The sequence below is a fragment of the Pseudomonas sp. GB2N2 genome (assembly GCF_054897705.1).
The window spans coordinates 1,847,640-1,861,504 of sequence record NZ_CM142701.1 but is presented as its reverse complement, the minus strand read 5'-3'; the positions used below and the strand labels follow the sequence as shown (position 1 = coordinate 1,861,504).

12 protein-coding genes are annotated in these 13,865 nt (G+C 59.3%); 3 read left to right on the top strand and 9 right to left on the bottom strand.

The genetic code is table 11. From position 1 onward, the window contains the following. Positions 1-138 precede the first annotated feature (138 nt). Positions 139-939: a sulfite exporter TauE/SafE family protein gene (locus ACYZT4_RS08375; RefSeq protein ID WP_461986857.1), complete on the top strand. Its 801-nt coding sequence runs from the start codon at positions 139-141 to the stop codon at positions 937-939. A 3-nt stretch (positions 940-942) separates the two neighbouring features. Here ACYZT4_RS08375 and ACYZT4_RS08370 read toward each other — a convergent pair whose 3' ends face one another. The 6 genes from ACYZT4_RS08370 to copC all read right to left on the bottom strand — a co-directional run bounded on the left by ACYZT4_RS08370 (position 943) and on the right by copC (position 6,707). Beyond that, the gene (locus ACYZT4_RS08370; RefSeq protein ID WP_461986855.1) at positions 943-1,812 is read right to left on the bottom strand and encodes an aldose 1-epimerase; all 870 of its coding nucleotides are present in this window, start codon (positions 1,810-1,812) and stop codon (positions 943-945) included. Between the two features lie 105 nt (positions 1,813-1,917). Beyond that, positions 1,918-2,811: an SMP-30/gluconolactonase/LRE family protein gene (locus ACYZT4_RS08365; RefSeq protein WP_461986854.1), complete on the bottom strand. Its 894-nt coding sequence runs from the start codon at positions 2,809-2,811 to the stop codon at positions 1,918-1,920. Positions 2,812-2,854: 43 nt separating this feature from the next. Further along, entirely contained in the window at positions 2,855-3,673 is an 819-nt protein-coding gene (locus tag ACYZT4_RS08360; RefSeq protein WP_461986852.1) for an NAD-dependent epimerase/dehydratase family protein, read from the bottom strand. A gap of 271 nt (positions 3,674-3,944) precedes the next feature. Continuing rightward, positions 3,945-5,246, bottom strand: coding sequence for an OprD family porin (locus ACYZT4_RS08355; RefSeq protein WP_461986850.1), 1,302 nt, complete (start codon positions 5,244-5,246; stop codon positions 3,945-3,947). Positions 5,247-5,480: 234 nt separating this feature from the next. Further along, a complete protein-coding gene (gene copD, locus ACYZT4_RS08350) occupies positions 5,481-6,338 on the bottom strand; it encodes a copper homeostasis membrane protein CopD (protein ID WP_461986848.1) in 858 nt (285 codons plus the stop codon). 3 nt (positions 6,339-6,341) lie between these two features. Next, complete coding sequence (copC, locus tag ACYZT4_RS08345; protein WP_461986847.1) at positions 6,342-6,707, bottom strand: copper homeostasis periplasmic binding protein CopC; 366 nt, start codon at positions 6,705-6,707, stop codon at positions 6,342-6,344. Between the two features lie 143 nt (positions 6,708-6,850). Between copC and ACYZT4_RS08340 the strand changes: the two genes are divergently transcribed. Then, positions 6,851-7,471 carry a TetR/AcrR family transcriptional regulator gene (locus tag ACYZT4_RS08340; RefSeq protein ID WP_461986845.1) on the top strand — a complete coding sequence of 207 codons (621 nt, stop codon included), beginning with the start codon at positions 6,851-6,853 and terminating at the stop codon, positions 7,469-7,471. Between the two features lie 116 nt (positions 7,472-7,587). Here the strand turns inward: ACYZT4_RS08340 and preA are convergent, their stop codons facing one another. The 3 genes from preA to hydA all read right to left on the bottom strand — a co-directional run bounded on the left by preA (position 7,588) and on the right by hydA (position 11,830). Beyond that, positions 7,588-8,862: an NAD-dependent dihydropyrimidine dehydrogenase subunit PreA gene (gene preA / locus ACYZT4_RS08335; protein ID WP_461986844.1), complete on the bottom strand. Its 1,275-nt coding sequence runs from the start codon at positions 8,860-8,862 to the stop codon at positions 7,588-7,590. Then, positions 8,863-10,230, bottom strand: coding sequence for an NAD(P)-dependent oxidoreductase (locus ACYZT4_RS08330; RefSeq protein ID WP_461986842.1), 1,368 nt, complete (start codon positions 10,228-10,230; stop codon positions 8,863-8,865). It abuts the gene before it with no gap. A 160-nt stretch (positions 10,231-10,390) separates the two neighbouring features. Then, positions 10,391-11,830, bottom strand: a complete 1,440-nt coding sequence (gene hydA / locus ACYZT4_RS08325; protein ID WP_461986840.1) for a dihydropyrimidinase — start codon at positions 11,828-11,830, stop codon at positions 10,391-10,393. 550 nt (positions 11,831-12,380) lie between these two features. Between hydA and ACYZT4_RS08320 the strand changes: the two genes are divergently transcribed. Then, positions 12,381-13,865 (top strand): NCS1 family nucleobase:cation symporter-1, encoded by a 1,485-nt coding sequence (locus tag ACYZT4_RS08320; protein ID WP_461986838.1) that lies wholly within the window; start codon positions 12,381-12,383, stop codon positions 13,863-13,865.

Genomic DNA, 13,865 nt, shown 5'->3' with positions numbered 1-13,865 from the left:
GCGTTGAGGTTGGGTCATTTTCACTGCGCTGACCAGCCCCAGACTCATTCAGTTAATGAAAAAATCTGCACGGGATCTATCCTGTCAGTCATCGATACCGGGCGTTCCCGGCTTGTTCTCACGGATCTTGAGCGTTCTATGTTACTGGCAAGTTTTTTGGGTGTGGTGATGGGCCTGGTCCTTGGATTGACCGGCGCGGGCGGCGGCATTCTTGCGGTTCCGGCCCTGGTGCTGGGACTGGGCTTGTCCATGACTCAGGCGGCTCCCGTCGCCTTGTTTGCCGTGGGCAGTGCGGCGGCGATCGGCGCCATCGACGGTTTGCGCCACGGTCTGGTGCGTTATCGCGCGGCATTGTTGATTGCGCTGCTGGGGGCGATTTTTTCCCCGGTCGGTATCTTCCTTGCCCATCAGTTGCCGGAAAAAATCCTGATGATTCTGTTCAGCCTGCTGATGGTCATGGTGGCTTGGCGGATGCTGCGCCGCGAACGTGAGGGAGAGGGCCCGAGCGACCACGGTCACGCCAACTGGGGCCAGAAAAACTGCATGCTCGATCAACAGACCGGGCGCTTTTCCTGGACCGCCAAATGCACCGCGACCCTGGCGGCGCTGGGTGCGGTAACTGGCGTTGTCTCCGGATTGCTCGGCGTCGGGGGCGGATTTCTGATCGTTCCGGCGTTCAAGCAACTGACCGACGTGCAAATGCGTGGCATTGTTGCGACGTCCCTCATGGTGATCAGCCTGATTTCCGCCATCGGCGTGATCGGCGCTTTTCAGGTCGGGGTGAGCATCGATAGTGTCGGCATGGCGTTCATCGTCGCCAGCGTCGTCGGGATGATCATTGGCCGACAGCTCTGCACGAGAATCCCGGCGCGCGCCCTGCAAATAGGCTTCGCCAGCGTCTGCGTCATCGTCGCGCTGTACATGCTGGTTCGGGCTTGAGGTCTACAACGAACGGTACTTCAAACTGAAACTCAGTTCCGTGGACTGCCCTTGTCCGAGCAACACCAGCCCCGGGCGGCCGGGCAGGTGGTGGGCGTTGACCGGGTGGCTGACCGGCTCGATGCAAAAGAACGGCAGGCCCACCGGGCAATAGAGCAGGTAGTAATCGCTGCCGCTGGTTTGGCATTCCAGCTCATAACCGAGGTCGGGTTGCTGGATCAGGCAATGACCATCCCATTGGCAAAAGCCGTTGTCGACCAAGGTGTCGGGCAGTGCCCTGAGTTGCCGGAAATCCCATTCGGCGGGCAACGATTCGACGCGTATCGGCAGTTTCGATGCATCGCACAACCAGACCTGCTCAGCCTTTGCCTGTAACCGGGTGAAAGCGGTGCGCGGCAAATACGGATGCAGCCCCAGACCATGCCACGCCGCGCATTCGGACAGGTGCGTGACCTGCAACTCGATGCTCAGTTTGCCCGCGCTCAGGTGAAAGCGCTGGCGGGCGCGATACGCAAACGGCGTGGTGCTGTCGAGTTGCAGGATGATCTCACCACGCGCCTGCGAAACCACCTGCCACGGCTGCTGCCAGGCGCTGCCGTGAATCGGCAACGGATCGGTGAGGCTGTTGGGCTCAAGCGCGAGCCAGCCGTCCGGCCGATCGAAACCGCCGTCGGAAATACGGTTGGACCAAGGCACCAGGGGAAAACATCCGAGCTTGCCGGGCAGGCTGGTGTCCAGTGCATGAGCGTCACTTTGGCGCAATAGCGGTTGACCCGAATTGAGCACCGTCCAGTTGACAATGCTGCCACCGATTTCGGGGGCGAGGGTGAGTCGGGTGAATTCGTCTTCGAGTTCGATCAGGGTTGGCGTCATGTTGACCCGCGAAATCATTGAATGACTGGAATGCCGGGAATGCCTGTAAGGGCCTGGCTTGTCGGCGATGGCGTTCTTGAAATCGCCATCGCCGGCAAGCCGGCTCTACAGGTTGTCGTTGAAGCGGGGTTCCGGCAGACCTTTGACACCGGGATCGAGGGCGAACACACCGCCCGCCAGCGACTGTGGGTCCTGATCATCACCAGGGCGAATCGAGGTTACGAACAGCGTGTCCATTCCACTGCCACCGAAGGCGCACATGGTCGGCTTTTTCACCGGCACGTCGAGGGACCGATCGAGACGGCCATCCGGGGTGAAACGGTGAATCAATCCGGCGTCGTTGGCGCAGATCCAGTAGCAGCCGTCGGCATCGATGGCGGCGCCATCGGGGCGCCCGGGAAACTGCTGCATGTCGACAAACACTCGCTGGTTGGACGGCGTGCCGCTGTCGGTGTCGTAATCGAAGGCCCAGATTTGCTGGATCGCTGGATGCGAATCCGACAGGTACATCGTCCGCCCGTCCGGGCTGAAGCACAGGCCGTTGGGCACGATAAATCCACCCAATTGCGCAGCGAGCGGCCCGCGTTGCCCGGCGCTGTAGCGATATAAACCGCCGTCAGCCGCGTTGGCGGCCATGTTCAAAACCATGCTGCTGGCCCAGAAACGCCCCTGACGATCGCAGCGACCATCGTTGAGGCGCATGTCGGCGCGGGAGTGTTCTGCATGGGCCAGCAATTGACTGTCGAGGCTGCCGTCGTTGTGTGGCTGAAGGTGGAAGAATCCACTTTCCATTCCGGCGACCCAGCTGCCATCCCGCTGACGCACGATGCAGGCAAGCATTTCGGGCGTGGTCCAGGCCTCGACCTGGCCGGTGTCGGCGCTCCAGCGTTGCAGGCGTCCGGCAGGAATATCGACCCAGTAGAGGGCGTTTTCCTCGGCGACCCAGACCGGGCTTTCACCGACTGTGTTACGCGCATCGACAATCAATTGGGCTGGCATGACGACTCATTCCCTTGGGTTTTTGTGGTGGGGGCGGGATGGTTCAGTCGCCAAAAGGGCCGGACGCGACAAAGGCGCCGCCCTGGTAAACCATGGCCGGGTCATCCGCTGCCGGCATCGGTTGGGCTTCGATTTTTGCGCGGAACAATTCGGAAGAGTCCTGTGGCACATAACCCAGCGCGGTGGCGTAGCGGTTGTCCCACCAGACGTTCTTGTTGTCGGAGACACCATAGACCACGGTGTAGCCGACGTTCGGCGCATACAACGAACGTTCGATCAGTTGGGTCAGGTCGCCGAAGCTCAGCCAGGTGCTCATCATTCGGCGGTTTTGCGGTTCAGGGAACGAGGAGCCGATGCGGATGCTGACGGTCTCGATGCCGTAGCGATCAAAGTAGAAACTGGCTACGTCTTCGCCGTAGGACTTGGACAAACCGTAGTAGCTGTCCGGGCGGCGAGGGGAGCGGCCGTCGATCACTTCATCCTGTTTGTAGAAACCGATGACGTGGTTGGAGCTGGCGAAAATGACCCGCTTCACGCCATGGCGGCGCGCGGCTTCGTAGATGTGGAACACGCCGCAGATGTTGGCGCCAAGGATGTCTTCGAACGAATGCTCGGTCGAGACGCCGCCAAAATGCAAAATCGCGTCCACGCCTTCAACCAATTGATGCACGGCGTGTTTGTCCGCGAGGTCACAGGTCACGACTTCTTCGCGATCATCAATGGCCGGGGCGATGTCGGCGATGTCCGACAGGCGAATCACGTTGGCATAAGGCCGCAGGCTTTCGCGCAGGACTTTACCGAGGCCACCGGCGGCACCGGTCAGCAGCAGGCGATTGAAAGGGGCTTGGGAAGTGGTAGTCATGGAAATTCCTGGACGCGAAATTGTTAAATTATTGTTGTTTGAATCGTTGTAGGTTGTCGTATGACTGGGCTGAAGTATCGTTAGGGTGTCCGGGTGTTGTCAACGCGACATTGGCTGAAAATGACGGAGGGTTACCTGCCATAACGAAAACCTCATTTCGGAGCGAGCTTGCTCGCGATGAACTCAAGAGCGACACGTTCATCCAGACAATGCGCGCAGTGGTTAACGTCCATCGCGAGCAGGCTCACTCCTACAAAGTCAGGGGCGGGTTTTACAGCAACGAAATCGGATAGCTGACGAAAATGCGGTTTTCGTCGAATTCGTTGGTGCTGAAGTTCTTGCGAATGCTCGCATTACGCCATTTCACGTTGAGGTTCTTCAGCGGCCCGCTCTGTACGGTGTAGGCCAGTTCCGATTCGCGGCCCCATTCCTTGCCGTCGGTGATGGCGCCGGTGTGCACGTTATCACCGCTGATGTAGCGGTTCATCAGGGTCAGGCCAGGAATACCGAGCGCGACAAAGTTGTAGTCATGGCGCAGTTGCCAGGATTTCTCTCGTGCGTTGTCGTAGCTGGAGTTGTAGCTGTCGTTGGCCAGGGTCCCGCCGCTGGTGCCGTTCACGCGCATCCAGACATCATCGCCGGTGAGTTTTTGCAGACCGACATAGAAAGTGTTGCCGCCGTATTTGGCGGAGAGCAAGGCGTATCCGGTCTTGTTGTCGAGGTCGCCGGCCAGGGCGCTGCCGTCTTCCTTGCCGGTGAAGTAGCCGAGGTTGGCGCCAAGGGTCCAGTCGCCGATTGGCTGGCTGTGGGTCAGGTTGAAAAACTGTTGCTGATAGATGTCGCTGAGCTCTGCATACCAGACGCCAATCTGGGTGTGCTTGTCGTTGAACGCATATTCACCGCCGCCGAAGTTGAAACGGTCGGAGGTAAATTTCGCCGATTTGCCGTTCATGAACATGTCTTCCATGCTCGCATCGTTACGCGGGCTGTTCTGGCGGAACTGGCCGCCATACAGGGTCAGGCCGCTGATCTCGGTGGACGTGACCTGGCCGCCGCGAAAGGTCTGCGGCAGCGAACGGCCGTCGTCGGAGCGCAGGATCGGCAGCACCGGCATCCATTCTCCGACCTTCAATTCGGTCTTCGAGACCTTGCCTTTGAGCGCTACGCCCAAGCGGCCGAAATTGTCCGCCGGGCGGCCGTCGCCGTGGATCGGCAGCAATTGTGTACCGCCGGTGCCTTTGCCGCCATCGAGTTTCTGCGAGAACAGGCCCAGCACATCCACGCCGAAACCGACTGGCCCCGGGGTGAAACCGGATTTGGCATCGAGGATGAAGTTCTGCGTCCACTCTTCAGCCTTGCCCTGAGGGTAGGCCGGGTTGGTGTAGTTGCGATTGAAGTAGGCGTTGCGCAGGTTCAGCGTGGCCTTGGCGTCATCGACGAAACCTTCGGCGTGACTGGTCATGGGCATGGCGAGGACGGCCAGGCTGCTGCAACCGATCAGGCTCAGGGTTTGACGGCGGGCGAAGGTTGGGCGAAGGGTACAGACGGAGAAATTGCGGACGAGTTTGCTCACTGTGACGCTCCCTTGTTTCTTGTTGTTTTTATTTTTGTCATACGTCGTCGTACAACATGGGGAGATTATTTGCGAGTGTTTCAAGGTATGTCAATCAGAAGTTATACGATGACTGGATTGAATTAACGCAAACCTTGTAGGAGCCCGGCTTGCCGAATCGTCGGACCGCGGCGATGGCGTAATTGACATCGCCATCGCCATCGCCGGCAAGCCGGGCTCCTACAAGATGGGTTTTCAGCTCGAAATCATCGGGGGCATGGTGCCCAGGAGGGAAACCGCGGCTACCGCGCCAATGCCCAGCAGCCATTCCACAATCACGCTGGTTTTCAGCGCCACCCTGCGCTCCTGGCAATCGTTGATCCGCAACCGGTTGAACAGCGCCAACCCGAGCATCGTACTCACCAGCAATACCTTGATTAGCAGAATCAACGCGAATCCAGACAACATCGGCGTCGGCCAGAACTGTCCGGTCAGCACCCGGACATTGATCAGCCCGGTGATCAGCAGTCCCGCCACCAACGCGTAACCGACGCTGCTGAACCGTTGCAGTACGCTGCGCGCATTATGCTCGGCGGGGCGGTGCAGGATCATCACCAACAGCAGCAATCCGCCAAGCCACGCGCCAACGCAGATCAGGTGAATGATTTGATTGAGGATCAGCAACTGGCCGCTGAGACCATCGAGCATAGCGCCGTGACCAACCGGCGCCAGCGTCGCCAGCAGCAGGCCGCCGAGAGTCAGGCGCAAGGGCGGGTCATTACGAAGCCGCGTCAACAGCACAATCAGCAGCACGCCATTGATCAGCAAATGCCAGGTCCAGACCTGACCAAAAAATGTATTGCCCAGCACCAGACGCAGCGTCGACGGATCGAATGCCGCCGCCGGATTCCCGGCCATGCTGGCAGTGATCAGCAGCAACCAGCTGACGCCGCTGAACAGTGCCACCGCCGCGAGCCAGCGGCTGACTCGCGCGAGGAGGGGGTCGAGCAGCATCTCGCGGCCCAACAGCAGAGGCTTGAACACCCAGACCCCGAACAGCATCAGCACCACGGTGAAATGCAGGAAACGGCACAACACCATCGCACTCGTCATGAATTACTGGCCGACCTTGAAGCTGTAGGCGCCTTCGCTTTTGTGGGTGTCGACCGACACCGCGTGCCATTCGACTTTGTAGGCACCCGCCGCCAACGGCACTGCCGGCGTCACCACCAGGGTCTTTTTATCGCTGCCTTCGGTGGCCTGGCTTTTGACCGGCACAGCGTTGCCGTCCTTGCTGAGGGTGACGTTGGTGAACGTCGCTTCGACGCCTTCGGAAAACACCAGGCGCAATTCCGACGGCGCACTCACGGTGCTGTCGGCAGCCGGCGTTTCGCTTTTCAAATGGGCGTGGGCCAACACCGAAGTGGCGGCGAGCAGTGAGCCAAGCAGGGCCGCAGCGGTCATGGTTTTCTTGAACAGCATCGTGGTTACCTCAGCACAGGTTCGAAGTAGCCACAGTTTAACTGCGAGTGCGGGCGGGCGGGTGCACGAAGTTTGGTTTTCCCCTGTCGCCGCAAGGTAGAGCGGATGCTAGTCTTGGCCAACGCTGTTGTCAGGGAGCCCTCATGGGCAATCACAAGATCGGGATTCGCCGCAGTAACGTTGAAAAAATTCTGCTCGGGGCCGAAAAGGTCTTCGCCGAAAAAGGTTTCGGCGGCACCGCCATGGCCGACATCGCCTCCGAAGTGCAACTGCCGCGCTCCAACCTGCATTACTACTTCAGCACCAAGACCGAGTTGTACAGCGCCGTGCTGTTCGATCTGCTGGAGGTGTGGAAGCAGGACGCGCTGTGCTTCGAGATGTTCGACGACCCACGCGTGGTCCTCAGCAGCTACATCCGCGCCAAGATGAACCACTCCCGCAGCCGGCCTTACGGTTCCAAAGTCTGGGCCAACGAAATCATCCACGGCGCCCCGACGCTGGGTGTGGCACTGGACGCGAGCCTGTACGACTGGGCCAAGATGAAAGAAGCGAAAATCCGCCAGTGGGTGGACGACAAACGCATTTTGCCGGTGGAGCCTTCGAGCCTGCTCTACATGATCTGGGCGTCGACGCAACATTACGCTGACTTTGATCACCAGGTGAATATCCTGAACGATCATCAACCGCTGTCGGACATGCAGTTCGAGCGGGCGGTGCAGACGGTGACGAGTGTGATTTTGCGCGGGATCGGATTAGAACCCTGAGATGTTTGGTATGGCCGCTGACCCCATCGCGAGCAGGCTCACTCCTACATTTGAAGGGCATTCCAAATGTAGGAGTGAGCCTGCTCGCGATGGGGTCAGACCGGACAAAGCATCACTCAAAGGGCTACATGATAGGGATTCCTCGGATCATGATTCCAGTCCAGAAACGGCTTGCCGTTCTCGAACGGGACCATCTCGATGCAATCCTGCACCGGACAGGTGATCTGGCACAAATTGCACCCCACGCACTCTTCATCGATCACTTCATACTTGCGCGTGCCGTCAGCCTGTTTGACGCTGGCCACCGCCTGGTGCGAAGTGTCTTCACAAGCGATATGGCAACGTCCACAGCCAATGCACGCGTCCTGGTCGATCTTCGCAATCACCTGATAGTTGATGTCCAGGTACTTCCAGTCCGTGGTATTGCCCACGGCGCGTCCCGAAAACTGCGAAATGCTGGCGTAACCCTGACTGTCCATCCAGCGTGACAAGCCGTCCTTCATCTCCTCGACAATCCGAAAACCGTGCAGCATAGCCGCCGTGCACACCTGTACCGAGCCGCAGCCCAGCGCGATGAATTCCGCCGCGTCGCGCCAGTTGCCGATCCCACCGATACCGGAGATCGGCAGGCCGTGGGTCTGCGGATCGCGGGCGATTTCAGCGACCATGTTCAACGCAATCGGCTTCACCGCCGAACCGCAATAACCGCCGTGGGTGCTTTGGCTGCCGACCGTAGGGTTGGCGACCATGCGCTCCAGGTTGACGCTGGTGATTGAGTTGATGGTGTTGATCAGCGACACCGCATCGGCGCCGCCGCGATGGGCCGCGCGGGCAGCGACGCGGATGTCGGTGATGTTCGGCGTGAGCTTGACGATAACGGGCAACGAGCAGTAAGTCTTGCACCAGCGCGTGACCTGCTCGACGTATTCCGGCACTTGCCCGACCGCCGCGCCCATGCCCCGTTCCGGCATGCCGTGGGGGCAGCCGAAATTCAGTTCGATGCCATCGGCGCCGGTGGCTTCTACCAGCGGCAGTATGTGTTTCCAGGATTCCTCGACGCAGGGCACCATCAGCGACACGATGATCGCGCGGTCCGGCCAGTCCTTTTTGACCTGAGTGATTTCCCGCAGGTTGATCTCCAGCGAACGGTCGGTAATCAGCTCAATGTTGTTGAATCCCAGCACCTCGCGGTTGACGCCAAAGTGCGCGGAGTAACGCGACGACACGTTGACCGCCGCCGGGTCTTCACCCAGAGTTTTCCAGACTACGCCGCCCCAGCCGGCCTCGAACGCGCGGACCACGTTATAAGCCTTGTCGGTCGGCGGCGCGGAGGCAAGCCAGAACGGGTTCGGCGATTTGATGCCAGCGAAGACCATCGAAAGATCGGCCATTTACGCAGCCTCCACATTGAGCATCAGGTGAGCGTTGATCGCCTCGGCGGCCAGTTTGCCGTGCTGCACGGCCTGCACGGTGAGGTCCTGATCGAGGCTGGTGCAGTCACCGCCCGCATACACGCCGGGAATACTGGTGCGCAGTTGTTCATCGACTTCAATACGCTCGCCTTGGCGCTTGAGTTCACGGGCCAGCGGGTCGCTGAGGGCGCTTGAGTCGAATGCTTGGCCGATGGCTTTGAAAACCGCATCAGCCACCAACTCGAAGGTTTCGCCGGTGGTTTGAAGCCGGCCGTCTACCCGGTGCGTGCGCGCGAAACGCATGCCGCGCACGTTGCCGTGATCATCGAGCAATACTTCCTCGGGTTGCGCCCACGTCAGCAAACGCACTTGGTTGGCCTTGGCAATTTCCTGTTCGTGGTGGGTGGCGCCCATGTCCTCGACACCGCGGCGGTACACCAGATTCACGTCCCGAGCGCCGAGACGCGCCATCTGCACGGCCATGTCGATGGCGGTGTTGCCGGCGCCGAGGACGATGCAGTGGTCGGCGAGCGGCAGTTGGGTCAGGTCATCGGATTGGCGCAGTTCACGGATGTAGTCGGTGGCGGCAATTAAGCCGGGCGCCTCTTCATGGGGCAACCCGAGCTGTTTGCTGGCATTGAGACCGAGCCCTAGAAAAACGGCGTCGAATTGCTGATGCAGTTCGCTCAGGGTCAGGTTGTCGCCGAGTTTATGGCCGTGGCGAATTTCGATGCCGCCGATTTGCAGGAGGAAATCCAGTTCTCTCTGCGCGTAATCGTCCACCAGTTTGTACTTGGCGATCCCGTATTCGTTCAGGCCGCCAGCCTTCTCCCGCGCTTCGAAAATCACCACGTCATGCCCGTGCATGGCACTGCGGTGCGCGCAGGACAAACCCGCCGGGCCGGCACCGACCACGGCGATGCGTTTGCCCGTGGCAGCGGCGCGCGAGAAGGGGTGTTCACTGAAGTTCGCGTTGTCCACGGCGTAACGCTGCAGCAGGCCGATCAGCACTGGCGCGCATTCATGAGCGTTGTTGCGCACGCAGGCTTGCTGACAGAGGATTTCCGTCGGGCAGACTCGGGCGCAACTGCCGCCGAGAATGTTCGCCGAGAGGATTTTCTGTGCCGCGCCTTGCACGTTGTCCTGCTGGATATTTCGGATGAACGAGGGGATGTCAATGTCGCTCGGACAGGCATTCACGCACGGCGCGTCGTAGCAATACAGGCAGCGCGAAGCTTCCAGATGCGCCTGGCGGTCGTTGAGCGGCGGCGCGAGGTCGGTGAACTGAGCGGCGAGGGTGGCCGCGTTTTTATAGGGGTGCGGGAGGTGGGTCAGGGTCTTGATCACGGTGTTGGCCTCACGATTATTTGAGGTGCTGCCTCTGGTGGGCAGTGGTTTTGTGCAGTCAGTACTGGCCCCATCGCTGGCAAGCCCGCTCTCACAGGGATCTCAGGTGTCTACAAAACCTGGGGGAGCTGGCTTGCCAGCGATAGGCCGAAGACCGTTTTCAGCGTTTCACGGCCACAGGCTGATTCAACTCCGCCCGCTTGCTCAGCAAATCAAACACCGCCGGATACGCCGGCCGTTCGACATACCGCCCGGCGCCACGCTCGGCGCGCAAATCGCCATCGGCCCAGACCACCCGGCCCTGGCTGATCGTATGGCTCGGCACACCGCGCACGGTCTTGCCTTCGAAGATGTTGAAGTCGACTTGCTGGTGATGGGTCTTCGCCGAAATCGTCCGCGATCCCTCAGGGTCCCACAGCACCAGATCGGCATCGGCGCCCACGCGAATCGCACCCTTGCGCGGGTAGAGGTTGAAGATTTTCGCGGTGTTAGTAGAGGTCAGCGCGACGAACTGCTGCATCGAGAAACGCCCGGTGTTGACCCCTTCATCCCACAACACCGCCATGCGGTCTTCGATGCCGGCAGTGCCGTTCGGGATCTTGCTGAAATCATCGCGCCCCGCAGCTTTTTGCTCGGCGCAGAAACAGCAGTGGTCGGTGGCGGTGGTGTGCAGGTTGCCGGATTGCAAACCGTGCCAAAGCGCTTCCTGATGCCCGCGAGGACGGAAGGGCGGACTCATCACGTAGCCGGCGGCGGTCTGCCAGTCCGGGTGGCGGTAGACGCTGTCATCCAACAGCAAATGCCCGGCCAGCACTTCACCGTAAACCTGTTGACCCTTGCTGCGGGCGTAGGTGATTTCGTCCAGCGCTTCCTTGGTCGAGACGTGCACCAGATACAGCGGCGTGCCCAGGGTTTCGGCGATTCGGATCGCCCGGCTCGCGGCTTCACCTTCCACTTGCGACGGTCGCGACAGGGGATGCGCTTCCGGCCCGGTGATCCCTTGAGCCATCAGCTTGCGTTGCAGGTGATAAACCAGTTCGCCGTTTTCCGCATGCACGGTCGGCACGGCACCCAGTTCCAGGCAGCGCTCGAAACTCGCCACCAGCGTGTCATCCGCCGCCATGATCGCGTTCTTGTAGGCCATGAAATGCTTGAAGCTGTTGACCCCGTGATGGCTGACCAGCTCGGCCATGTCCTCGCGCACCTGTTCGCTCCACCAGGTGATCGCGACATGAAAGCCGTAGTCCGACGCAGACTTCTCGGCCCAACCGCGCCACTGATGAAACGCTTCCATCAGCGACTGCTGCGGATTGGGAATCACGAAGTCGATGATCGAGGTCGTGCCGCCGGCCAGACCCGCTGCCGTGCCGCTGAAAAAATCTTCGCTGGCCACTGTGCCCATAAAGGGAAGTTGCATGTGCGTGTGCGGGTCGATGCCGCCCGGCATCAGGTATTGGCCACTGCCATCGAGCACTTCGGCGCCCGCCGGAACATCGAGGTTGTCGCCGATGGCTTTGATCACGCCGTCGGCGCAATAGACGTCGGCGCGATAACTTTCATCATGGGTAATAACGGTGGCGCCACGGATCAACAGAGACATTCCGAGTTCCTCGCAGGCAATGACCGACTGGTGCCGGTTCTAAATGTTTTATATGAAGCTGACGTAAACAGGAGTATTCCTGCCAACGTTGTCAGGAATTGAAGCTAGTCTGAGTTGATGGATTGAGCAAGAATATTTTTTATATGCAAATAGGTGTTTTAAGTTGTTGATTTAAAACGAAAAAAAAATTAATCACCAAAATAGGGAGGCCTCTCACCAATTTGACGCACTTGACAGGTAATAAAAATAGTCAAAATTTCCTATGTGAAATCAGACGCTTGAGGAGGGTCTATGGTTGATGCGCAACCTTGAAAAAAATGGTGATGCACCAGTTTGAGTCCTGACGGTTCGGACAACTTGCCTGGTCTTCAGACTGAATGAGTGGGCAACGCTCCGAGGATTCATCTCAAGTCGATATAAAACTGATAAACATCAGTTGGTTGCAAAGTTTTTATGGAACTGCCCGATGCGCAAACGGGGTGATCGGCACGTTTATTGAAGCCATAAGTCCCTGATGAGCAAAAATAATTCAAAGAACAGTGGAGCGGCCATGCAACAGATCAGATCGCAAGTGACCGAACGCGACGGCTTGTTCGAGCTAGAAGCCGGCAGCGACGTCCTCGACAGTCCCCGTTACAACCACGACATGGCACCGACCAAGGTGCGCGAGCGAACCTGGAACAAATGGCACATCACTGCGCTGTGGATCGGCATGTCGATCTGCGTGCCGACCTATACCCTCGGCGGGGTGCTCACCGCGTATTTTGGCCTGAGCGTCGGTGAAGCGCTGCTGGCAATTCTGTTCGCCAACATCATCGTACTAATCCCCCTGACACTGAACGCCTTCCCCGGCACCAAATACGGCATTCCATTTCCGGTCTTGCTGCGTTCATCGTTTGGCATACTCGGCTCGAACATTCCCTGCCTGATCCGCGCGCTGGTTGCCTGTGGCTGGTTCGGCATCCAGACGATGTTTGGCGGCCTGGCGATTCACCTGTTTCTCGGCTCGGTGTTCGAGGGCTGGAAATCCTTGGGCGGCGCCGGTGAAGTCATTGGTTTCATGATCTTCTGGGCACTGAATTTGTGGGTGGTGATACGCGGCGCCGAGTCGATCAAATGGCTTGAAACGCTGTCCGCGCCGCTGCTGGTTTTGGTGGGTGTGGGATTGTTGGTGTGGGCGATGCCGAACGTGTCGATGACCGAACTGCTGGCGATCCCGGCCAAGCGGCCCGAAGGCGCGAGTGTGGTCAGTTATTTCGCCGCCGGCTTGACCGCGATGGTCGGATTCTGGGCCACGTTGTCGCTGAACATCCCCGACTTCAGCCGTTATGCCAAAAGCCAGAAGGATCAGATTGTCGGGCAGATCATCGGCCTGCCGCTGACCATGTTCCTGTTCGCCTCGCTGGGCGTGGTCATGACCGCGGCGTCGGTCAAACTGGTGGGCGTCACGGTCTCCGATCCGGTGACGCTGATCGGGCATATCCAGAGCCCGGTCTGGGTCGCGCTGGCCATGGCGCTGATCATCATCGCCACGCTCTCCACCAACACTGCCGCTAACATCGTGTCCCCGACCAACGACTTTCAGAACATCGCGCCGAAGGTGATCAACCGCACCAAAGCCGTGTTGCTCACCGGTCTGGTGGGGTTATTACTGATGGGCCATGAACTGCTGAAAAAGCTCGGGCTTATTGTTTCGGATGTGAGCCTGGAAACGGTGTATTCGAACTGGTTGCTGGGCTATTCCAGCCTGCTCGGGCCGATAGCCGGGATCATGGTGGTGGACTATTTCCTGATCAAAAAACAGCAGCTGGATTTGGCCGGCCTGTACCGTGATGACGTGTACCCGGCGTGGAACTGGTTCGGGTTTATCGCGTTTGGCGTTCCGGTGGTGTTGACGCTGCTGTCGCTGGGCAGCGATGCGTTCAGCTGGTTCTACAGTTATGGATGGTTTACCGGGTCGGCGCTGGGCGGGCTGATTTATTACGGGTTGTGCTCGATGCGGCCCAGCCCGTCTGTAGCGAAGTCTCCGGTGTGA